The 21979-nt window shown below is 40.0% G+C and carries 22 protein-coding genes; 6 read left to right on the forward strand and 16 right to left on the reverse strand.

The annotated features are described in order from the left end of the window. Nucleotides 1–292 precede the first annotated feature (292 nt). The 4 genes from fba to tkt all read right to left on the reverse strand — a co-directional run bounded on the left by fba (nucleotide 293) and on the right by tkt (nucleotide 5948). Nucleotides 293–1357 (reverse strand): class II fructose-bisphosphate aldolase, encoded by a 1065-nt coding sequence (gene fba, locus HBH39_RS14420; protein ID WP_167679386.1) that lies wholly within the window; start codon nucleotides 1355–1357, stop codon nucleotides 293–295. Nucleotides 1358–1527: 170 nt separating this feature from the next. Continuing rightward, the gene (locus tag HBH39_RS14425; protein ID WP_167679387.1) at nucleotides 1528–2703 is read right to left on the reverse strand and encodes a phosphoglycerate kinase; all 1176 of its coding nucleotides are present in this window, start codon (nucleotides 2701–2703) and stop codon (nucleotides 1528–1530) included. An 84-nt stretch (nucleotides 2704–2787) separates the two neighbouring features. Then, nucleotides 2788–3816: an erythrose-4-phosphate dehydrogenase gene (gene epd / locus HBH39_RS14430; protein WP_167679388.1), complete on the reverse strand. Its 1029-nt coding sequence runs from the start codon at nucleotides 3814–3816 to the stop codon at nucleotides 2788–2790. Between the two features lie 137 nt (nucleotides 3817–3953). Continuing rightward, nucleotides 3954–5948 carry a transketolase gene (gene tkt, locus HBH39_RS14435; protein WP_167679389.1) on the reverse strand — a complete coding sequence of 665 codons (1995 nt, stop codon included), beginning with the start codon at nucleotides 5946–5948 and terminating at the stop codon, nucleotides 3954–3956. A 502-nt stretch (nucleotides 5949–6450) separates the two neighbouring features. On the opposite strand from tkt, the gene metK reads away from it, so the two are divergent. After that, the gene (metK, locus tag HBH39_RS14440; protein ID WP_167679390.1) at nucleotides 6451–7602 is read left to right on the forward strand and encodes a methionine adenosyltransferase; all 1152 of its coding nucleotides are present in this window, start codon (nucleotides 6451–6453) and stop codon (nucleotides 7600–7602) included. A gap of 249 nt (nucleotides 7603–7851) precedes the next feature. Here metK and HBH39_RS19855 read toward each other — a convergent pair whose 3' ends face one another. Genes HBH39_RS19855 through HBH39_RS14455 form a run of 3 tightly spaced genes read right to left on the reverse strand, consistent with a single transcriptional unit; the run spans nucleotide 7852 to nucleotide 8868 of the window. Beyond that, entirely contained in the window at nucleotides 7852–8010 is a 159-nt protein-coding gene (locus HBH39_RS19855) for a hypothetical protein (protein ID WP_244325666.1), read from the reverse strand. A gap of 30 nt (nucleotides 8011–8040) precedes the next feature. Further along, the gene (locus tag HBH39_RS14450; protein ID WP_167679391.1) at nucleotides 8041–8592 is read right to left on the reverse strand and encodes a GNAT family N-acetyltransferase; all 552 of its coding nucleotides are present in this window, start codon (nucleotides 8590–8592) and stop codon (nucleotides 8041–8043) included. Continuing rightward, the gene (locus HBH39_RS14455; RefSeq protein ID WP_208764165.1) at nucleotides 8593–8868 is read right to left on the reverse strand and encodes a hypothetical protein; all 276 of its coding nucleotides are present in this window, start codon (nucleotides 8866–8868) and stop codon (nucleotides 8593–8595) included. A gap of 103 nt (nucleotides 8869–8971) precedes the next feature. On the opposite strand from HBH39_RS14455, the gene HBH39_RS14460 reads away from it, so the two are divergent. Together HBH39_RS14460 and argR are read left to right on the forward strand one after the other, a co-directional pair. Then, nucleotides 8972–9394 carry an META domain-containing protein gene (locus HBH39_RS14460; protein WP_167679392.1) on the forward strand — a complete coding sequence of 141 codons (423 nt, stop codon included), beginning with the start codon at nucleotides 8972–8974 and terminating at the stop codon, nucleotides 9392–9394. 133 nt (nucleotides 9395–9527) lie between these two features. Further along, nucleotides 9528–9998 (forward strand): transcriptional regulator ArgR, encoded by a 471-nt coding sequence (gene argR, locus HBH39_RS14465; protein ID WP_167679393.1) that lies wholly within the window; start codon nucleotides 9528–9530, stop codon nucleotides 9996–9998. Between the two features lie 96 nt (nucleotides 9999–10094). Here argR and HBH39_RS14470 read toward each other — a convergent pair whose 3' ends face one another. From HBH39_RS14470 to HBH39_RS14495, 6 genes are all read right to left on the reverse strand, one after another. Beyond that, nucleotides 10095–11033, reverse strand: coding sequence for a Dyp-type peroxidase (locus HBH39_RS14470; RefSeq protein WP_167679394.1), 939 nt, complete (start codon nucleotides 11031–11033; stop codon nucleotides 10095–10097). A gap of 127 nt (nucleotides 11034–11160) precedes the next feature. Beyond that, a complete protein-coding gene (locus HBH39_RS14475) occupies nucleotides 11161–12189 on the reverse strand; it encodes an ABC transporter ATP-binding protein (protein WP_167679395.1) in 1029 nt (342 codons plus the stop codon). Between the two features lies 1 nt (nucleotide 12190). After that, nucleotides 12191–13822 carry an ABC transporter permease gene (locus HBH39_RS14480; protein WP_167679396.1) on the reverse strand — a complete coding sequence of 544 codons (1632 nt, stop codon included), beginning with the start codon at nucleotides 13820–13822 and terminating at the stop codon, nucleotides 12191–12193. A gap of 94 nt (nucleotides 13823–13916) precedes the next feature. After that, nucleotides 13917–14939 (reverse strand): Fe(3+) ABC transporter substrate-binding protein, encoded by a 1023-nt coding sequence (locus tag HBH39_RS14485; RefSeq protein ID WP_167679397.1) that lies wholly within the window; start codon nucleotides 14937–14939, stop codon nucleotides 13917–13919. Between the two features lie 185 nt (nucleotides 14940–15124). Next, entirely contained in the window at nucleotides 15125–15874 is a 750-nt protein-coding gene (locus tag HBH39_RS14490; protein WP_167679398.1) for a ferredoxin--NADP reductase, read from the reverse strand. Nucleotides 15875–15883: 9 nt separating this feature from the next. After that, a complete protein-coding gene (locus HBH39_RS14495) occupies nucleotides 15884–16498 on the reverse strand; it encodes a DUF5610 domain-containing protein (RefSeq protein ID WP_167679399.1) in 615 nt (204 codons plus the stop codon). 293 nt (nucleotides 16499–16791) lie between these two features. On the opposite strand from HBH39_RS14495, the gene HBH39_RS14500 reads away from it, so the two are divergent. Then, nucleotides 16792–16983, forward strand: a complete 192-nt coding sequence (locus HBH39_RS14500; protein ID WP_167679400.1) for a hypothetical protein — start codon at nucleotides 16792–16794, stop codon at nucleotides 16981–16983. A 51-nt stretch (nucleotides 16984–17034) separates the two neighbouring features. Here HBH39_RS14500 and HBH39_RS14505 read toward each other — a convergent pair whose 3' ends face one another. Both HBH39_RS14505 and HBH39_RS14510 read right to left on the reverse strand, forming a co-directional pair. Next, the gene (locus HBH39_RS14505) at nucleotides 17035–17280 is read right to left on the reverse strand and encodes a hypothetical protein (RefSeq protein WP_167679401.1); all 246 of its coding nucleotides are present in this window, start codon (nucleotides 17278–17280) and stop codon (nucleotides 17035–17037) included. Between the two features lie 149 nt (nucleotides 17281–17429). Beyond that, the gene (locus HBH39_RS14510) at nucleotides 17430–19220 is read right to left on the reverse strand and encodes an ABCB family ABC transporter ATP-binding protein/permease (RefSeq protein ID WP_167679402.1); all 1791 of its coding nucleotides are present in this window, start codon (nucleotides 19218–19220) and stop codon (nucleotides 17430–17432) included. Nucleotides 19221–19582: 362 nt separating this feature from the next. Between HBH39_RS14510 and HBH39_RS14515 the strand changes: the two genes are divergently transcribed. Further along, a complete protein-coding gene (locus HBH39_RS14515; protein WP_167679403.1) occupies nucleotides 19583–19759 on the forward strand; it encodes a hypothetical protein in 177 nt (58 codons plus the stop codon). Nucleotides 19760–19798: 39 nt separating this feature from the next. On the opposite strand, the gene aroG is transcribed toward HBH39_RS14515, so the two are convergent. Then, nucleotides 19799–20851 carry a 3-deoxy-7-phosphoheptulonate synthase AroG gene (gene aroG / locus HBH39_RS14520; RefSeq protein ID WP_167679404.1) on the reverse strand — a complete coding sequence of 351 codons (1053 nt, stop codon included), beginning with the start codon at nucleotides 20849–20851 and terminating at the stop codon, nucleotides 19799–19801. 408 nt (nucleotides 20852–21259) lie between these two features. Here aroG and HBH39_RS14525 point away from each other — a divergent pair, with 408 nt between their 5' ends. Further along, complete coding sequence (locus HBH39_RS14525) at nucleotides 21260–21973, forward strand: substrate-binding periplasmic protein (protein WP_167679405.1); 714 nt, start codon at nucleotides 21260–21262, stop codon at nucleotides 21971–21973. Nucleotides 21974–21979 lie beyond the last annotated feature (6 nt).

Here is a 21979-nt window from a genome sequence, read left to right on the forward strand (position 1 = left end):
AACTGAAACGCCACAAAGCCATAATAAACCTTATTAATTGTACGCTAAAGTCCACTTAAAATAGTCTTAAAGACCATTTTGGGGCGAGGATAATGCGTCATTTTGCACAAATAAACAACACACTTAGTAATAAAATTACCAACAAAAATATTTATAGATTTATAAATATAGTAACTTGTTGTAAGTATTGTTTTTATTCTATTGAGCCGAGTTCATCTCCCACTTAAACAGATTTGCCCCATAAAAAAACCGCCTAAGGGTATTAAGCGGTTTTTAGATTTAACAGTCTGGGTTAGTTGATTTGCGGATCTAACTCACCAGCTTGGTAAGCTTTATACATTGCCTGTAATGATTTAGGCTTAATTTTAGAGCCCATGCCAGCACAACCAAATGCTTCATAACGCGTAGTACAAATGTCTGCCATGGCTTCCATTGACGCTTTTAAGAATTTACGAGGATCAAACTCAGCGGGGTTTTCTGCTAAGAATTTACGTACAGCACCCGTTGAGGCTAAGCGTAAATCAGTATCAATGTTTACTTTACGCACACCGTGCTTAATACCTTCAACGATTTCTTCTAATGGCACGCCATAAGTTTCCGGAATAGCGCCACCATATTGATTGATAATTTCTAACCATTCTTGCGGTACAGAAGATGAACCGTGCATAACAAGGTGAGTATTAGGAATGCGTGCGTGAATTTCTTTAATACGGTCGATACGTAAAACATCACCTGTTGGCTTACGGCTAAACTTATAAGCACCGTGGCTAGTACCAATTGCAATAGCTAAAGCATCAACATGAGTATCAGCAACAAAGCGGGCAGCTTCTTCAGGTGTTGTTAATAACTGGTCATGGCTTAAAACACCTTCTGCACCAACGCCATCTTCTTCACCAGCCATACCGGTTTCTAGGCTACCTAAACAACCAATTTCACCTTCCACTGACACACCACAGGCATGAGCAAACGCAACAGTTCGACGAGTTACATCGACGTTGTACTCATAAGAGGCAGGTGTTTTACCATCAGCCATTAACGAGCCGTCCATCATGACAGATGACATACCCAACTGAATTGAGCGCTGACAAATATCCGGATCGGTACCGTGATCTTGATGAATACAGACTGGAATATCAGGGTATTGCTCAAGTGCAGCTGCCATCAAGTATTTTAAAAATTGCGGGCGAGCATATTTACGCGCACCAGCGGATGCCTGCACGATAACAGGGCTGTCTGTTGCCTCAGCAGCTTGCATAATCGCACGCATTTGCTCAAGGTTATTGACGTTAAAAGCAGGAACACCATAACCATGCTCTGCGGCATGGTCTAGCAATTGTCGTAGAGAGATAAGAGCCATTTTTTTCTCCAATTATAGGGTGATTACTCACCTAGGTCGCTATTTTTTGGATGGATTTTTATACCCTGTAAATATGGTTCATGACATTTACAGAGCGGTTTTCGTTTTAATAATTATTATTTTTATGTCGCAATACATAACACAATCTTATGTCGACAAATTAATGCAAATTATGCACCGCGTTGTTCAAGCATTTCTACCGCTGGTAATTTTTTGCCTTCTAAAAACTCTAAAAATGCACCACCACCAGTAGAAATATAAGAAACTTTATCAGCAATATCATACTTATCTACTGCAGCTAAGGTGTCACCACCACCAGCAATAGAGAAGGCTTTGGATTCCGCAATGGCCATTGCAATTCGCTCAGTACCTTTACCAAATTGGTCAAACTCAAACACGCCAACAGGTCCATTCCACACAATGGTGCCTGCTTGTTCGATAATTTTAGCTAAGGCTTCTGCGCTGTCTGGGCCAATATCAAAAATCATATCCGAGTCAGATACCTCGCTCACAGGCTTTAATGTGGCAGCTGCCGTTGGGCTAAACTCGCCAGCAACAACAACATCAGTTGGCACAGGAATATCACCACCACGACTTTTCGCATTAGCCACAAGACGTTTAGCTTCATCCAGTAAATCCGCTTCATATAATGATTTACCAACATTGTAGCCTGCAGCGGCAATAAAGGTGTTCGCAATGCCACCGCCCACAACAAGTTGATCAACAATCGTTGATAAACTTTCAAGCACAGTTAGCTTAGTAGACACTTTAGAACCACCAACAATCGCGACTAAAGGACGAGCAGGGTTATCCATAGCTTTAGCTAAGGCATCTAACTCTTGCGCTAATAACGGGCCAGCGCACGCAATTGGTGCAAATAAACCAACACCATGAGTCGAAGCTTGAGCGCGATGAGCTGTACCAAAAGCATCCATTACATATACATCGCATAAAGCGGCCATTTTCTTGGCTAAAGCTTCATCGTTTTTCTTTTCACCAAGGTTAAAGCGGACGTTTTCAAATACCACAACCTCACCAACATTAGCTTCTACACCGTCTAAATAATCAGTAGCTAGACGTACAGGACAATCAAGCGCATTAGCCAAATAATCAACAACAGGTTGTAGTGAGAACTCTGGGTTAAATTCACCTTCGGTTGGGCGACCAAGGTGCGACATCACCATTACAGCCGCGCCTTTTTCAAGCGCCAATTTAATGGTTGGTAATGCGGCACGTAAACGTGCATCACTGGTAACTACACCATCTTTTACGGGTACGTTTAAATCTTCACGAATAAGGACACGCTTATTTTGCAGATCTAAATCTGACATATTGATAATTGCCATAATCAGCCTTTCCTTTTAAAGTTAAAAAATAATAAAACAAATACTGAATTCCCGCCGGTAGCATACCCACGGTTTAAAATTCGCTTACGACTTCACATCATTTTGCTTGGCTGCATACATCGCCAAGCTGGTATCGAGCATGCGGTTAGCAAAACCCCACTCGTTGTCACACCACAATAATAATTTAACTAAATGACCGGCACTGACACGGGTTTGCGTACCATCAACAATACTAGACCTTGGATCGTGGTTAAAATCACACGACACTAATGGCTCGTCAGTATAGCCTAAAATTCCGTTAAAACTGCCATTAGAGGCCTTGGCTAAAACAGAGTTGACCTGAGCAATATCAACACGTTTCTCCAGCGTTACAGACAAATCAATCGCAGTCACATTAATGGTTGGTACTCTGACAGAAATCGCTTCAAACTTGTCTTTCATTGCCGGTAAAATCCGCTCAATCCCTCGAGCGAGTTTAGTGTCTACCGGAATAATCGATTGCCCAGCTGCACGGGTGCGGCGCAAATCCTCATGATAAGCATCAATGACTTGTTGATCGTTCATTGCCGAATGGATGGTGGTAATTGCGCCACTTTTAACGCCAAAATGTCGATCTAAAACATCGATAACCGGCACAATACAATTAGTGGTACAAGATGCATTAGACACCACTGTATGATGAGCTTGCAGCAAATGATGATTCACACCATACACAATGGTAGCATCGACATCAGCAGAAGATGGATGTGATATTAACACTTGCTTTGCGCCCGCATGGAGGTGAACTTCACACTCTTGGCGGTCTTGTAGGCTTCCACTCGCCTCGTAGACAATATCAATATCTAACGCTGCCCAGGGTAGTTTACTTGGGTCGGGTTGATTTAAGAGAATGATTGCATCATCACCTATCACTAGATGATTGTCTTTTAAGGCAACTTGAGTTTGAAAACGACCATGAGTGGTATCGTATTGTGTGAGGTGACAAACACCTTGTGGAGTAGCCAGTTCATTAATCGCAACAATCTGAATTTGATGACGTTTTCCAGATTCATATAACGCTCTCAGAATTGAGCGTCCAATACGACCATACCCATTAATTGCGACTCGAATCATTCAACATCCAGATGTAATTTAAACCAGCATCTAATAATAATTAGGCGATAAAAACAAAAACGGCCTGCATCAAGATGCAGGCCGTAACATTATACACAATTAAGCACTTAATATATAAGTGCTAATTAAAATTGCGATTAAGCTAATGCTTTTACTTTGCTGACAACGTTTTCAACAGTGAAACCAAAGTGTTTCATTAAGTCACCACCAGGCGCTGACTCACCAAATGTTGTCATACCAACAACATCACCGCCAAAGCCAACATACTTGTACCAGAAATCTGTATGAGCGGCTTCAATTGCAACACGTTTAGTGACCGCTTTTGGTAATACTGATTCTTTGTAAGCAGCATCTTGCTTATCAAACTCAGTGTTTGAAGGCATAGATACCACACGAACCTTAATACCATCAGCAGTTAATGCCGCAGCAGAATCAAGTGCTAGCTGAACTTCACTACCGGTTGCAATTAAAATCACATCGGCTACGCCATCACAGTCTTGAAGTACATATGCACCTTTAGCTACATTTACTAGCTGCTCAGCATTACGCGCTTGTGCTTTTAAGCCTTGACGGCTAAAAATTAATGACGTTGGTGCATCACGACGCTCAATAGCTGCTTTCCAAGCTACTGCAGTTTCTGCTGCATCACATGGACGCCATACCGCCATATTAGGTGTTAAGCGCAAGTTAGCTAACTGCTCAACGGGTTGGTGAGTAGGGCCATCTTCACCTTGACCAATTGAGTCATGGGTGTAAACAAAGATATTTTGAATACCCATTAACGCAGACATACGTACCGCATTACGAGCGTACTCCATAAACATCATGAAGGTTGCGCCATAATTGATGAAACCACCGTGTAAAGACACGCCGTTCATTATGCCGCTCATACCGAATTCACGAACACCGTAGAAAATATAATTGCCAGCAGGATCATCTTGAATCCCTTTAGAACCAGACCAAAGGGTTAAGTTTGATCCAGCTAAGTCAGCACTACCACCTAGTAATTCAGGTAACATGGCACCAAATACACCAATGGCATTTTGTGACGCTTTACGACTTGCAATAGATTCGCCTTTATCTTGGCACTCTTGAATAAAGGCTTGCGCTTTGGCTTCAAATTCAGCTGGTAGTTCACCTTTTAATACACGGCGTTCATATTCTGCAGCTAATTCAGGAAATGCAGCTTGATATGCAGCAAACTTATCGTTCCATGCTGCTTCATTCATTTGACCTTGCTCTTTTGCATCCCAACCCGCATAAACATCAGCAGGAATATCAAATGGTGCGTGTGGCCAACCTAAAAATTCACGAGCCGCTGCAATTTCAGCATCACCAAGTGGCGCTCCGTGACAATCGTGGCTACCAGACTTATTTGGTGAACCAAAACCAATAATGGTTTTGCAACAAATCATGGTTGGCTTGTCTGTGACAGCTTTAGCTTGTTCAATTGCAGCACGGATAGCATCACTATCATGGCCATCAACGTCTGCAATAACATGCCAACCATAAGATTCAAAACGTTTTGGTGTGTCGTCAGTAAACCAGCCTTCAACATGACCATCGATAGAAATACCGTTGTCATCCCAAAATGCAATTAACTTACCTAAACCTAATGTACCTGCTAATGAACAAGCCTCATGAGAGATACCTTCCATTAAACAGCCATCACCTAAGAAACAATATGTGAAGTGATCAACAATATCAAAACCTGGGCGGTTGAATTGAGCGGCTAAAGTTTTTTCAGCAATCGCCATACCGACGGCATTACTGATACCCGCACCCAATGGGCCTGTGGTTGTTTCAACACCAGGGGTGTAACCGTATTCTGGGTGCCCAGGTGTTTTTGAGTGTAATTGACGGAATTGTTTTAATTCTTCAATTGGCAGTGCATAACCGGTTAAGTGCAGTAAAGAGTAGATAAGCATAGAACCATGGCCGTTAGATAAAATAAAACGGTCGCGGTCTGCCCAATTTGGGTTGTTAGGGTTGTGCTTTAAAAAATCATTCCATAACACTTCAGCAATATCGGCCATACCCATTGGTGCGCCTGGGTGTCCAGAATTAGCTTTTTGAACGGCATCCATACTTAACGCACGAATTGCGTTAGCGAGTTCTTTACGAGATGACATGCTCTCTCCTGCTTGTTCTTGTTGATGAGGTCTAGCGGGCAATTATGGAGTCATATTTTCCCTTACTCGGCGGCGTGACGCAAATTTATATTTCGTCGCGGTTAATATCCCACCAACTTACACGCTAGTTATTATGATAAAACTATCTAAAACCAGAAAGTTAGCGCTAACACAAAATAAATAATCACTAAACAAAAGCTAATTTCATCATTGCAAGCATGAATTAAATTTATTTTCATAAATTAGATTGTTCATATTTTTGTACAAAATAGAAACGGCAAATTGTTCGGCCATCACAAAAGTCAAAATTAATCATAAAGTTAATTAAATTTGATATGAAACAAAAACAATGGACTAAAAATGAATTTTTGCGGTATTGCACAAAACTTAGCTTTTGATCGTATACAGGGGTGTTATCAAAATCGATTTCGACTAGAATAGACGTCTAGACGTATACTTTTTTAAAATTTTTTCTTCCAGCAAACGACGAGAACTTCCAACTATGGCAAAGCACTTGTTCACTTCTGAATCAGTTTCAGAAGGTCATCCAGATAAAATCGCCGATCAGATTTCTGATGCGGTATTAGACGCAATTCTTGAGCAAGATCCTAAAGCTCGCGTTGCGTGTGAAACCTATGTCAAAACAGGCATGGTATTAGTGGGTGGCGAAGTGACCACCTCTGCTTGGGTTGATATCGAAGAAATTACCCGTAAAACCGTCCGTGAAATCGGTTATACCCACTCAGACATGGGGTTTGACGCAGATTCTTGTGCAGTATTAAACGCAATTGGTAAGCAATCGCCAGACATCAACCAAGGTGTTGACCGTGAAGATCCAGCAGAGCAAGGTGCCGGCGACCAAGGGTTAATGTTTGGCTATGCTAGCAACGAAACTGACGTATTAATGCCAGCCCCTATTACTTACGCTCACAAATTGGTTAAACGCCAATCTGAAGTACGTAAAGATGGCACATTGCCTTGGCTGCGCCCTGATGCAAAAAGCCAAGTAACCTTTGCTTATAATGAAGGTAAAATTGTTGGTATCGATGCTATCGTATTGTCCACTCAACACCGCGAAGACATCAAGCAAGCAGATCTCATTGAAGGTGTGATGGAAACCATCATCAAACCTGTATTACCTGCGCAATGGTTAAATAAAGACACCAAGTTTTTCATTAACCCAACCGGTCGCTTTGTGATTGGTGGTCCTGTGGGTGACTGTGGTCTAACAGGCCGCAAAATCATCGTAGATACTTATGGTGGCATGGCTCGCCATGGTGGTGGAGCATTCTCAGGTAAAGACCCTTCAAAAGTCGACCGTAGTGCAGCATATGCTGCGCGTTATGTTGCTAAAAACATTGTTGCTGCTGGTTTAGCTGACCGCTGTGAGATTCAAGTATCTTATGCCATTGGCGTGGCCGAGCCAACATCGATTAGCATCGAAACATTTGGCACAGGAAAAGTGTCTGAGGAAGTATTAATTAAATTAGTACGTCAACACTTCGAACTACGTCCGTATGGCTTAACAGCAATGCTAGATTTAGCGCGTCCGATTTACCAACAAACGGCAGCTTATGGCCATTTTGGCCGTGAATGTTTCCCATGGGAAGCAACTGATAAAGCAGAAGTTTTACGCGCTGATGCCGGCTTATAAATAAATGTATTACAAAAACCGCCTGCGGGCGGTTTTTTATTATCTACAATAACTAAAAATATCAGCAATGATCAAAGTGAGCGCTTTCAACACACATAAAGCTGACTTGTTGCATACTCATTATTGGTACATCAATTTGGCTGAGCACTTTTATACTACTAGGGTTATCACAAAGTTTGAATGATACTTGATATTGATTACATGGGCCGCAAACAATCCATCCTTCCAACCAGCAGACGGCAAAGTACACTAATCCCCCTCTGTAGGATCAAGAGTAATTTCATGACAACTAAAATCCTGCTGTGACTCACTTAATACTGCAACAACAAGTTTAATATTATCAAATGCACTTAGTTGCAAATCCTTAAAAGCCCCAAACAAAGTGTTAAATTTTGCTTCAACAGACATACAATCCACCCAAGCACCTTAAAAATGCCATTAAACCGCTTTGATTAATAAATAAAAGTCACGCTGCTGAAAACTAAAATAATCGACAACCTGCATATCCGCATATTGAGTATGAGCCTTAAATGAGCGTTCGTTATCTTCAGCAATATAAGCCACTAAAAACCTGACATTTATTTTAACTTTACTTGCTAACCCATCAACCAATTTAGCAAATATCCCTTGTCCACGATATTGTTGATCAATCCATATTGGACCGTACTGGCAACTGTTAGCAATGGTTACCTTTACCGGAAACTGACCTTGACTGATATTAATGTTCGGCAATAGAGCAATCATTTTTTGATACAAAGACTGCTTCGCAAAAAATGACCATTTAGCCGCAATCACATAACCAATAATTGTCTGCTCGTTTAATGCCAGCATGATCCAATGTTGCTCGATGAGCGACTCAAGCTGCCCACGTGATAAACCCTGAGCTTGTAGGCTGGGATCGTAGCTGCTAAGTTCAGCATTCACATGTAAAGTCTCTAGTTCATGAAGTTGGGCAACATCAGTAAGAGTGGCGAGTCGGTAAATAATCAACTACTTATCCTGCGATTCATTAGGTTGTACTTTGTCTAACGTGTTGGTTTGAGTTTTCTTGATGGTTATTTGTTGTTGCTTTTGCTGACGATGAGACCACTCAATGACTAATGCGACAGGATATGGCGCCATCATCAATAATCCTAAGCCTATTAATGATGCAACAACCATCATGCCATCAATTTGCTGACTGGTTTGGGTAAATAAAAGTAAGTACCCACCAAACAACATCATCAACGAGCCGATATAATGCAGGACTTTTAACCATTTGATCATTAAATTTTCCTAATAAAAGCACTGAACAGTAGATCACACTTTTACACAGTATTGTGCCTAGTAGTAGAATAGCGCTAATTAAAGTCTTTTCAGTGAATATCCCATGATAAAACATTTCATTGGTGCTGTAGCAGTTATTTTGTCTTTAAGCGCCTGTCAAACCACCAGCAATATCGAGCCCGAATATAATATTATCGGCGAGTGGCGAGTCGATTCAGTCCAATCTAACACTGTGACCGATTACAGTTCAGCCAAATTAATATTTGCAGAAAATGGTAAATTAACTGGCAATACCAGTTGTAATGGCTTTTTTGGCCAATACCAAATAACAGGCAAGCAACTGACATTAACTTCAGATGGGTTAACTCGCAAAGCTTGTATTGAGGCGTTAATGCAACAAGAGCAACAAGTCTTGCAAACATTGCCTTTAGTCAACCAAATACAAATGATAAACAAGCAACTTCATTTATTAGACCAAAGCGGTAACACCATTATGGTGTTAACTGGGGTGGCAAGCACCAAGTAAACAATTCGCGCCAATACAACTAATTGCGCAGTGAATTTTTATTCATCAAAAATGAGTTTTTCTTGACAGTTAAGCTACTTATATTCAAAATAAAGCGTTTTTATGAATAACAACTATAAGATGAAAATACTTTATGCCAACCAATAAAAGTCAGGATGATTTGATCAAAACATTTAAAGCGATTCTTAAAGAAGAGCGTTTTGGCAGTCAAAGCGAAATTGTTAATGCCTTGCAAACTGAAGGATTCGGCAATATTAACCAATCAAAAGTTTCGCGCATGCTCAGTAAATTTGGCGCGGTGCGAACGCGTAATGCCAAACAAGAAATGGTGTATTGTTTACCCGCTGAATTAGGCGTACCTACTGCTGGAAGTCCATTAAAAAACCTGGTCTTGGATGTTGATCATAATCAAGCCATGATTGTGGTTAGAACCAGTCCTGGTGCCGCGCAATTAATTGCACGTTTACTTGACTCAATCGGCAAACCTGAAGGAATTTTAGGCACGATTGCCGGTGATGACACTATCTTTATCTGTCCATCAAGCATTAAAACCATTGACGACACTCTAGAAACCGTAAAGTCACTATTTAACTACGCAGAGTAGCTAGTAGCAGCATTTTATCCTGCCTGTCATTGGCAATCATAAAAAAGCAATGCAGTTCGCATTGCTTTTTTACTGCCTAATCTCAAATCAGCTAACTCAACCTTCATCCCACTGAGTTAAAAAATCTAACGAAGGTGCAAAAAATGACGAGCCAGTTAACGCTTTAGTAAACTGCATCAAGTGGTCATGATTACCATGACCATCACCAAATATCATGCTGCGCAGCATTTGCTCGAAGTTATCGGGGGTTTTACAACTAGAAATAAACATCAAACCTTGCTCTTTAATCGAACCATAAGGCATGCTCTGACGTAAAATCTCCATTGAATTACCCGCACTATCTTTCAAATTTACTCGCTTGATGTGGCTAGTGAGCGGTTTATCTTCTGACGCATATTCAATATCATCTTGCTTTGTGCGACCAATAATGTCTTCTTGTTTTTTAACAGGTAATCTATGCCACTTACTAAGATTATGCGCATATTTTTGCACGTGGATATAACTACCACCTTTAAACTCAGGATCTTCATCGCTCACTAATGCAACTTGTTGGCGATTGCGTCCTTTAGGGTTTTCTGTACCATCAACAAAACCGGTTAAATCGCGATTATCCATAAAGCGGAAGCCGCGCTCTTCATCTACCAATTCCACTAAATCTTCAAACATTTGGTTAATTTCATTGGCAACAAGATGCAAAATATCAAACCGATCACAGCGTATATGAACAAATAAATCGTATTCGATTGCCGGAGCATCGCGATTACCCTCATTCATCGCAGGGAAAGGCTTTAATAACGCTGGACGAGCATTTGGGTAGTAGGTATCCCAAAAATTAGCTCCGATTGCAACAAAACCATTGAATGCACTGTCGGCATATTGGTCTGTCAGTTCATAGATATATTGTGCAACACTGGCAATCGATGGGCGAAGTTGATCTTCAACGCCATCGTTAGCGTTAAACATCAAATAAACACTGTGTAAGTTACCTTCTGCGCAAATCCCTAGTTGCTCGCGGGGCATAATTTGATTATCCATGTTGAAACATACCACCTAGATTGTTGTTTGTACTGAATTGTCAAGCTTGATATTAAATACCAAAATCAAGCTACATTTGTTCAAAAATAAGAAGAATAAATGTAGATTGCTTTTGATTAAGACACAATTAAAAAATAACCAAGGGGTGCACTGGCGCAAATAAATCGACTTTTTGTCCAATAGATAATTGTAAAGCTTGGCTTTTTACTTCTATTCGATGCTCGCCCACTTTAACCCAATAATGACAAACTGTACCTAAAAAACGGCGTTCAATGATCATAGCTTTACCTTGCTCATTAGCAACAAGTTCGATTTGCTGTGGCCTTAACAACATTTCACCTTGGTAATCAACAGGGTAATTGATTACATGACTGCTTTGCAATACACCAATAGGTGAGTGAACTTCATGGCTATTTTTTACTGAAATAGGTAAATAGTTTCCCGCACCTAAAAAGTCAGCCACATACCTATCATTTGGCTTAGCGTATAAATCTTCTGCTAAACCATGCTGCGCAATAGCGCCCTGCTTAAACAAAGCTAATTGATCGGCAAAGACAAATGCTTCATCTTTACTATGGGTAACAAATACTGCGCTGACATCACGTTGCTTTAAGATATGGCGAATTTCTAACATCATCTCGTTACGCACTTGAGAGTCAATATTAGAGAAGGGTTCATCTAGCAATAATAATTCAGGCTCATAAGCCAATGCCCTAGCAATAGAAACTCGTTGCTGCTGGCCACCGGATAGCTCATGCGGATAACGTTTACCAAGCCCGGTCAACTTCACCAGCTCAAGCATTTCATCTAAACGAGCTTGCCGTTGCTCTTTATCTAACCCCTTCACACCAAATAAAATATTATCAGCCACCGTTAAGTGCGGGAATAACGCATAATCTTGAAAAATCATTCCCACACCCCGTTTATCGCTGGGAATAAAAACATGATCACCACTTAAACAAGTACCGTTAATGCAGATACTCCCCTGAGTAATAGGCTGTAACCCTGCGATAGCTCTTAATAATGTGGTTTTACCACAGCCACTAGGGCCTAAAAGTGCTACTATTTCTCCTTGCTGTAAGGTCAAATTTAAATCTTGTAAAATCACTTGTCCTTGATAATCGCTGAACACATTTTCAATAGATAAAGTAGACATATTAACTGGTATGCTCCAACGAACGGTTTAAATAAATTAACGGGATTAAACCAACAAAAACAATCACAATTGCAGCGAGTGCCCCATGCTCTAATTTTTCGTCTGACACAAATTGGAATACGTAAGTAGCTAAGTTTTCAAAACCAATAGGCCGTAATAATAACGCTGCGGGGAGCTCTTTCATGCTTTCAATAAATACTAATAACGCCCCAGCAAATATCCCTTTGCGTAACAAAGGTAAGTGGATCCGCATCATTAGTTGTCTTGGTTTTTGTCCCATGGTAATGCTGGCCATATCCAAAGAAGGTGAAATGCGTTTATAACTGTTCTCTAAACTGCCAATAGCAATGGCAATAAAACGCACACAAAATGCAAAAATGAGTGCAAACACACTCCCAGTAAACAGCAATCCAGGTCCCCTTGCACCAAACCAGTCGTAAACATCATTAATCGCAAAATCAAGATAAGTTAGTGGCACCAATACACCAATGGCGAGTACTGTACCCGGTAAGGCATAACCAGTACTGCTTAATCTTGAAGGGAGGTTATCGGAATTGCGAGGGCTAACGCGACGAACAAACATCAGTAATAATGCCATTAAAATACAAATACCACTGACAAGAGCTGCAATATACAAACTATTCCAACTATATTGCCAAAACCTATCGTCCCAGCTTTGCTCAAAATAGTCGATGGCATATCCAACGAGAATACCAAACGGCAATAGAAAGGCCAAAATTAAAAGTATGGCGCAATAAGCCCAAGCTCCAAAAGCCCGCAAACCGATCAATTGATAACGATCACTTTCCAATAACGCACTTTGCTTTTGAAATAATTCTTGTTTGCGTCGAGCAAAACGCTCTACGCCTATCATGACAAAAATCACTAATAATATCATCGCTGACAATTTCGCTGCCGCAGTTAAGCTGCCATAACCTAACCAAGTATCATAAACTGCTGTGGTTAATGTCGGCACAGCAAAATAACTCACGGTGGCATAGTCTGCTGCGGTTTCCATCGCCACCAATGCAACACCCACTGCTAAAGCTGGACGTGCCAAAGGTAACGCTAATCGCCAGAAGCTTTGCCAAGGGCTGCATCCCATTACCCTTGAAGCATGCAATAAACTAGATGATTGCTCCATAAAGGCAGTGCGTGCCAACAAATAAATATAGGGAAACAATACTAGCGACAACATAATAGCAGCCCCGCTGAGACTGCGAATAGGTGGAAAATAATAATCTTGCGGCGAACTCCATTCAAATGTACTTCTTAAAGCACGTTGTACCGGCCCTGCATAATCCAACAAATCGGTATAAACATAGGCAACAATATAAGCAGGCATGGCTAACGGCAATAGCAATAACCATTGAAAATATCGCCTACCTGGAAACTCGCAACGAGCAACAAACCAAGCGCATGGGATTGCAAGTATCAATGAACCTAGACCAACAAACACCATTAGCGATAAACTATTGACGATGTAAGCAGGCAACACTGTATCAAAAAGATGACTAAAAACAGCTTCATCGGGAAGAGTTGACTGCACAATTAATGCAATCAGTGGCAATATTAATATTGTTGCAATTGAATAACTTGCAAGAGACCAGCCTCTGTTTAGGCCTAAAATCATATAAACTATCCAGTTAAACCAATACGGCACCATCCTCGGCACCGTATTGAATAAAAAGCTAAACTGGCTTGAAACCTAAAAAACTAATTAGGTGTTACAAATCAAATTTGACCTCATCAAGAAGCTTAACCGCTGCTTGGTGATTTTCTGCCAGCTTATATATGGGTAATGAATCCGCTTTAAAGTCTCCCCATGAGGCAACCATTGCAGACGGTTTAACATCCGCTTTAACCGGATATTCCATATTGACTTCTGCGTACGCTTTTTGAGCAACATCTGAAGTTAAAAATGCCATTAATTTTATCGCGTTATCCTTGTTAGGTGCAAACTTTGCTAACGCCATTCCTGACACATTAATATGGGATCCACGATTAGCTTGATTCGGGAAGTTGATATAAACAGCTTCCGCCCAGCTTTTTTGTTTTTGATCCATCATCATGTTGCCGTAGTAATAACTATTACCTATGGCAACGTCACACATCCCCTCTTTTACCGCCAATACTTGATCGCGGTCATTACCTTGCGGCTTACGCGCAAGGTTAGCTTTTACCCCTTCTAACCAGGTTTTTGTTTCAGCTTGGCCATGATGGGCGATCATTGATGCCACTAATGCCACATTGTAAGGGTGCTTACCACTGCGTGTACAAATTTTACCTTTGTACTCAGGTTTAGCTAAGTCTTCGTAATCTATATCGATTTTTCCAGTACGCTCTTTTGAAGAATACACATTGCGCACTCGCATCGTTAGTGCATACCAATCGTTTTGTGGTGAACGATATAATTCAGGAATATTAGTATTAATCACCTCATTGTTAACCGGTGCAACCAATTGTTTATCAACTAACTCCATTAAGCGTGAGAAATCTGAAGTTAACACAACATCTGCGGGAGATAAGCGACCTTCGCGAGCCATACGCTCTGCAATACCGTCTTTGGCAAACACAAGGTTCACTTTAATACCGGTGTCTTCCGTGAATTTCTCTAGAATAGGCTCAACTAAAAATGCTTGTCGATATGAATAAACAGTTAATGCATCATCAGCCCAAACGGGGCTCACCATAGCCGAACTTGCTAAACAGGCTAATCCTAATACTGCTGCACCTTTTACCACTCTCATGCTTACCTTCTCCATTTGCATAAATCGCTTTGTATTTGCGATAAAATTTAACTTGAACACAGGTTAGACATCACCGCAATGATAATTATTATCAATCGCGTCAAGAGTAAATGATCATCTAGAGGTAGGCAAGTGTTGGTTATGATTTTTTCAATCATTCGAGGCAAGGGAAGCCAACTATGTGGCTACCAATATTTTTCGACAGTAATTTGCCCAGGTGTTCTGCGTAGATTTTTAGTGAGACCTAATTCAAGTAAGGCGTTTTGAGCATCACTTATCATCCCCGGGTTACCACAAATCATGACTTGAGAGTCTTCTTCACTAAGGGCAATCCCAACTTTTTGCTCCAGCAAACCGCTAGTGATCGCTTCCGGGATACGGCAAGTCAATGCTCCAGCAAAGTCTTCGCGAGTCACAATCGGCACAAAAATAAATTGCTCTGGATACTTTAATGACAACTGCTTAATGGTATCTAGGTAAGCTAAGTCAGCAGCCAAGCGAACACCATAAACCAATACAACCTTATTGAACCTTTGCCATGGTTCATCGGTAAGTAACATGGCAATGAATGGCCCAACCGCGGTACCTGTTGCTAATAACCAAAGGTGCTGACCTTGTAATTCACCATGAGGTATTTCATCTAAAGTCATAAATCCTGTTGCTTTAGCGGTAACTTCAATCTTATCACCAGGATTAAGTGATTGAAGATCAGGAGATAATTGCCCTTCTTCCACTGCAACGGCTAACACTTCAACAAAATCATTGCCGGGTGGGTTCACTATCGAATAGGCTCTGGCTATTCGTTTATCGTCACGTATTTGACTTAACTTAATAAACTGGCCGGCAATATAAGGTTCAACGTCTGCTTTTATTTTTAATGAGAAAAGTTTATCGTTCCAATCCTTTCTCTCAATGACTTCGCCAGTTACCCACATATACATCCCTTATTCTGAGGTTTTGTCCTTAAAATGTAGCATGTCTTGTTTAAATTTGGCTAATCCGCTTTGGACATTTTGATAAGTTTGTTCTACCCCTATAGCAATGTCTCCCTCCAACACCTTAAGGCCGTCTAAAATGGCTATTGCTTCATTAAAACCCTTTTCAATCGCGCCAGAAATCTTATCCATAAAACTGTTAAGTTGCTCATCAAAATCAAGCTCAACATTTTGCTGTTGATGCAGCCCAAAATAACCAGTCGCAAAGGTTACAATACGATCCGCCGTTGCTTGAGGGCTGTAATCAATCTCACCGCCTAAGGGTTTGTTGACATTATTCTCACCTAAAACTAAATCAAGCTCTTCATCTATCGCATCAATGGCACTGCGATATAATAGTGCCATTGATTGATTACCAGATGCTAACGTCACCTTCTCTTGGGCTGCTAAAATTTGCCCATTCATTAATCTTTTAGTGATTTGATTAACAGACATGCTCGGCTTGTTTTCCAGCTGCGAGTTCAGTATAGCTTTTGAATTTGAGGGAGTTACTGAAGTATCATCAAGCTTTTTAGGCTCAGTTGCTCTAATAGTGGAATAATCACGTAAAGGTTTAATATCCATAACCGTACACCTAAAAAATAGACCTTATTATAGTATCGACTAAAATGCTGGAGACTAAAGCCTTATTTATCCGCATACCTTACCCCTCCATCACACAGCCCTCGTAATCTTGTTATCTGTTGAGTATAAGCCGATTGAGGTTAAATACACCTAAAGTATACCTTTATCGCTATTTCATAATAAGCTAAACTAATCAGTACTCAGATCACACTTTCGAGCATTATGCAAAGTAGGTCATACTTTATGGCGATACTCGAACAGTTTGGTTCTCCAAGATAAGCGAGGTGATTTAAGTGGAATTAAATGGCAGAAAATCAGTTATCGAGCAAAAAGAAATAAGCAACAGCTGCAAAAGCTGTGATCGCTTAACTGAGATTGAAGGCGAGATGGTGTGTTATCAACAAGGACGTATCACTAGACTGTTACCCATAGAGCCTAATCACTCCTTAATCAAACTTGTTTGTATCGGCTGGCAGAAAAAGTAACTATCTGATCGACAATTATTTCCCTGCCTAGCAGGATTAGAAATTATCTATTTAAATAAACAGGTCTTTATCTCCTGAAGATTTAATGATTTGTTCGTTATTATTATTGTTATTCATTTTAGATAAAGTGACCCCACGAGTCGTTACGCGTAATCCTGCGCAAAGTTCGTTATAAACATTTTGAACATCTTCATCTGACATTTCTTTTGATTTTAGCATCGCCATAATAGCAAACCAGTCTGTATTCACTTTATGTTGTGTGCCTTCTAAGGCTGCTATTAAAGGAATATTCTGCATCAGCCACCTCCGTATGTTATTGGCACTAAATGTACTCGTAAGTTAACAATTTAACGCTGGCTAGAGATGATACTCAAGCAAACGCAACACATGATCTAAAACGATTCAGTTAATTATACTCAAACCCGTTTATAAAACACCAGTCGCACTTATGCGCGCTCATTTTGAATTTGCCATAAATGAGCATATAAGCCCTGAGCATTAATTAACTGATTATGAGTTCCAGACTCTACAACTTTCCCCTGACTTAATACAATAATATTATCAGCATCTATAATAGTCGATAATCTATGAGCAACAACTAGGCTTGTATGACCCTTTGCAGCATCCCTTAATGCATTCAAAATCGCTTTTTCAGAACGACTATCTAGAGAGGATGTGGCTTCATCGAACACTAAAATAGGGGTTGATTTTAAAATTGCCCTTGCAATAGAGACTCGTTGTTTTTCCCCACCTGATAGCTTCAAGCCTCGCTCACCGACTTTGGTTTGCCATTTATCGGGTAAAGACTCAATAAAGTCTGTTAAATGCGCTAACTCAACAGCCTGCTCTATTTCAGCTTGAGTTGCATCTAAACGACCATAGCGAATATTCTCATAAAGACTATCATTAAAAAGCACAGTATCTTGCGGCACAATGGCTATCGCTTGGCGCAACGCCTGTTGAGTTAAGTCTTTTATATCTATGCCATCAATTAATATTTGGCCTTGATTAACATCATAAAATCGAAACAGCAATTTTATTAACGTTGATTTGCCTGCACCGCTATCGCCCACAACCGCTATTTTTTGACCAACCGGCACATCAAAACTGATGTCCTTTAACACCGTTCTCTCATCATACTGAAAACTCACTTGTTTGAATTGCAGCGCACCAATTGTTGGCGATTTTCCACTGGCGTTGGGCGAATCAACTACTTTGGGCACCTTATCTAAAATAGTAAACATGCGCTCAATATTGGCCAATGCGCCGCGGATTTCTCGATAAACAAAACCCAAGAAATTTAGCGGTATAAATAACTGCATCATAAAGGCGTTAATTAACACAAAATCACCGATGGTCATGGTTGATTCTGTTACTTCATAGGCTGCTAACCCCATCATTGCAGTCATAGCCAAAGCAATAATGAGCGCTTGTCCTGCATTTAAAGCAAATAACGATAAACGATTTTTACGTTTGGCCGCTTCCCAGTCGCAAAGTGCATTGTCATAACGAGACGCTTCATATGACTCATTATTGAAATATTTGACCGTTTCGTAATTTAACAGACTATCGATAGCACGGGTATTGGACAGTGAATCAGCCTTTGCTGCCTCGCGAACAAACTCTGTTCGCCACTCGGTTGCCATCACTGAGTAGCCAACATAAGCAACGACTGAAACTAAGGTTATCAGCGCAAAGCTAATCCCATATTGATAAAAGAAAATACCTACTACCAAGGCAATCTCGAGTAAGGTTGGCACAATATTGAACACCATAAAACGCATTAAAAAACTTACGCCACTGGTTCCGCGCTCGATATCACGAGATAAACCGCCTGTTCTGCGGTCTAAATGATAATCTAAATCTAATTGATGCAAATGAGTAAATACTGCCAATCCTAAACGGCGCATCGCTCTTTCTGTTACTCGCCCAAATAATGTGTCACGAATTTCACCTATGACCACATTTAAAAAGCGCACCCCACCATAAGCCAAAACAAGAGCCACAGGAACAGCAACTAATGTTTTAACCACAGCTTGACTGTCAACAAGGGTTAAAGTGTCAACCAACTCTTTTAAAATAAACGGTAAACCCACACTGGCTAGTTTAGCTATGATTAAACAAAACATAGCTAAAGCGATACGACCTTTAAATTCAAGAAGATAAGGACGTAGCATTTTTAACACTTGCCAATTAAGTTTACCAACAGGGCCTTCAAAATAAGCCGATGGACGCATTTAATACTCCAAATTACCATTTAGATTTCATGAAAAACATGCGGATAAAAATGTTACTTATACGCCTTTGTATCATACCACTTGGCGATAGCGACATCGCAAACTAGGCGTAAACATCAATAAAAAGAAGCACAATAGAACCTTGCAACAATGCCAGTACAACTTTAGACTTACAAAAATGAACATTAATAATTAAAAAGAACTAAATTTGAAGATTTATTTAGCTAATTAATGTAAATTTTGATGAAAAATAGTTATGTCAAAGATCAGAATTTGTTACCCTTTACTTCGATGTTATTAACTGCCGAATATGGGTGGTAAAGGCAGTTTTTGATAGTAGTAAACAATATCTAGGATGCTTTATGCTGGACAATGCAAACGTTAAATATCCTCCACTACAATTAATCCAAACATGGGTTTGGATGATGATTGAATCAGGAAATCCAGAGCTGCAAGATAAGGGCCGTAACAATCTCATCTCTGCATTTGGTTCATTAGCCAAAGCCAATGAGTACCTTACTGAAAATGCAAAAAAATAAGGCGTTATTAACGCCTTATTTAATTACCTTACCTCTGCGTTAGCCGCGACGCCTAATCACACTTTCACTCAGGGTCGCAAGTAATGATTCAGTATCTTGCCAACCAATACATGCATCTGTCACACTCTGACCATAGCATGCCACTTTACCATCAATGATATCTTGGCGGCCTTCTACTAAATGGCTTTCAACCATTACCCCAAAAATTCCTTCATTACCAGCTGCAATTTGACCTGCAACATCGTCTGCAACAAGCATTTGTCGTTTAAAATCTTTAGCACTATTAGCATGGCTAAAATCAATCATTACATTGTCTAGTAACTTTGCTGCTAATAATTGAGATTGTATGTTTTTAACGTCTTGTTCGCTGTAATTAGGCGTTTTACCGCCGCGTAAAATAATATGGCAGTCTAAATTACCTTTGGTCGACACAATCGCAGAATGACCATATTTAGTCACTGATAAGAAATGATGCGGTGCACTCGCTGCACCAATCGCATCAATTGCCACCTTTATGGTGCCATCAGTACCATTTTTAAACCCCACTGGACACGAGAGACCTGAAGCCAACTCTCGATGCACTTGAGACTCTGTCGTACGAGCGCCAATCGCTCCCCAACACATCATATCCGCCAAATATTGCGGTGTAATCATATCCAGATATTCACCAGCGGTTGGCACACCAAGATCATTTAAATCAACCAATAATTTACGTGCTGTGCGTAAACCATCATTTAATTGAAAACTGTTATCCATATAAGGGTCATTAATCAGGCCTTTCCAACCGACTGTTGTACGTGGTTTTTCAAAGTAAACACGCATAACCACTTCTAACTCACCGGCATATTTCTGCCTCATTGAAACTAATCGCTGGCCATATTCAAGTGCTGCTTTTGGATCATGTATAGAGCATGGGCCTATGATGACAAGTAAACGGTCATCTTTTCTTGCTAGAATTTGATGAATACTGTGTCGCGCATTAAAAACCGTTTCTGAAGCTTTTTCAGACGCCGGAAATCGTTCTAAAATAGCAACCGGTGGCAATAGTTCTTTTACTTCATTGATACGAACATCATCATTTTTATAACTCATAATAATTTACAACTCCGGCGATTAAATATTAGCCAACCCCAATTCTATTCGTGGCTAACCATGCTATTTTAAATTGTTTGATTAGTAAATTTACTTACTATCACCTAACAAATCAACCAATGATTACCCAAACCCAATATTCACAACTAAGCATCTGTATTTAAATGGATTAGTAATTTCTAAAAATAACTTTTCCCTCATCAAGCACGAGTAAATGAATGACCTAAGCGATATATATTCAGCAACAATGAAAAACTATTGTTATAATTAAGCAAACACTGATGTGATGGTGAAAATACCGTTAATGTGGCCATTTTTAGGTAGGATATTTTGGATCAATCTAATTACACTAAACAAAACACATTAAACCTCATTTTTACATACTGCGGATTAATAATATGCTGTTTATTGTGTAGTGCTACAGCGTTAGCCAATTCTTCGCCGAAAAAAATTAGTTTCGCAACAAGCCATAGCATTGAACCTTATTTTTTTATCCATAAAAATGGTGGAGTGCAATACGAGTTATTAAACGCTGCGCTAAAGATGCATGATTTAGAAATTGCCAATATTACTTTTGCTTCCAACCTTCGAGCCTCTCGGTTAGTGAGTACCAAAGCCGTAGATTGCATCATTAATGCACCAGCAAATCTAGACAAACTTTACCTGACTCAAAGCTTAATTGAGTACCAAAACAATGTATTTTATTTGTCAAAAAACAACTTAAACATCAATAAGTTGGAAGACTTATTACGTATATCTTTAATCGGTTTTCAAAATGCCAATCAATATTTAGGCGAAGAATTTAAACAAATGACCTTCAAGCATCAAGATTATAATGAAATGAGCAACCAAAAAAGCCAGGTATTAATGTTGTTTGAAGGGCATACACAAGCGATTGTTTTAGAAAGAAGAATTTTTAATTATTATCGAAACCAAGTGAAACACAAGGTTAATACTGATCAAGAGATCACTGAAGTGGTTTTATTTGCCCCTGCTCAGCGCCATATTGCTTGCCATAGTCCTGATACGGCAAAGGCCATTGATAAAGCGATTTCAAGCTTAAAACACAGTACTGTTTATCAAAAAATATTGCTGGATGCAGAAAAAGCCCACTACCAATGATTAACT

The organism is Shewanella aestuarii (genome assembly GCF_011765625.1).
Lineage (GTDB): Bacteria > Pseudomonadota > Gammaproteobacteria > Enterobacterales > Shewanellaceae > Shewanella > Shewanella aestuarii_A.